This is a genomic window from Acidiferrimicrobium sp. IK, from assembly GCF_025499425.1.
GTDB lineage: Bacteria > Actinomycetota > Acidimicrobiia > Acidimicrobiales > Palsa-688 > Acidiferrimicrobium.
In genome coordinates, this window is sequence record NZ_JAIMCB010000043.1 from 1 (window position 1) to 1,126 (window position 1,126).

The 1,126-nt window shown below is 67.6% G+C and carries 1 protein-coding gene; it reads right to left on the reverse strand.

The annotated features are described in order from the left end of the window. Positions 1–937 (reverse strand): IS110 family transposase (locus K6U06_RS24465; protein ID WP_262324610.1); only part of this gene is annotated, 937 nt, incomplete at its 3' end. Between the last annotated feature and the right edge of the window lie 189 nt (positions 938–1,126).

Sequence of the window (1,126 nt, forward strand, 5' to 3'; positions counted from 1 at the left end):
CGGCGACACGGCCGATGGGCTTGCCTCGCCGCTCCGCGACCCGATGGTGGTGGGCGCGGATGAGGGTGTCGCCGTGTTGGCGGGAGACGGCCTCGACCGCAGCCCAACGGACCAGCCGGGATCCCTGTTTGGAGATCTTCCCGCGCCGCACGGTGGTATCGGACTCGTGATGCTTGGGGGTCACGCCCGCCCAGCTGCACAACTGCGCCGGACCAGGGAACCGGCTGATGTCGCCGATCTCGGCGACAAAGATCGCAGCGAGGACCGGCCCGACACCGGGAATGGCCTGGACCGCCACGTAGCCGGGGTTCCCGGCCACCGCCTTGTGGATCTCACCGTCGAGCATCACCACTTCCCGGCCGGTGACCTCGAGAAGATCGCGGAGTGATTCAACCCGGGTGGCGTAGGCGTCGCCCAGCTCGCAGGACTCCAGCAGCGTGGTGCCGGCCTTGCCGAACAGGTCGGTCATCGGCACCGCAACACCTTCTTTGGCCAGGACCGCATGGACCTGGGCTTTCAGACCGGAGCGGAGGTTGACCAGCTTGTGGCGGTAGCGGACCAGTTCCCGCAGCTCCCGCAGTTCGGGTGGCGCGATCCACGCCTCGGCCAGGCGACCCAACCGCAACAAGTCGACCAGGTCGGTCGCGTCGCGCACGTCGTTCTTGACCCGCCGGTGCCCCCAGTTGTTCCCCAACGGGTGCGCCAGATGGACCCGGGCGCCAGCCTCGGCGAGGACATCCGCAGCCCAATACCAGCCGTAGCAGGCCTCCAAGACGACCTCGGGCGCCTCGCCGGCCTCGGCGACCACCGCCGCCAACCTCAACGGGTCGTTGTCGATCTTGACCGTCGAGAGCGTTTCGCCGCTCGCATCACGCCGCACGATCACACTGCGACGGCGATGCAGGTCGATACCCACATACTGTGTCTGCTGCTCCATCGGGGTCTCCTTCCGTCGTCGACGGGTAGGTGTGGAAACCCCGAGTTTGCTTGTCGAACTCGGCTCCCGCTGCCGGGAGGAGCTCCGAGGAGCACCCACCATCAGACTCCCTCCTGCCGGCGCCTGACCCGAACGCACCATCCGGGCCCATCACGCAAGAGCAGCGCTGCGCTCCTTCATCACATCAAG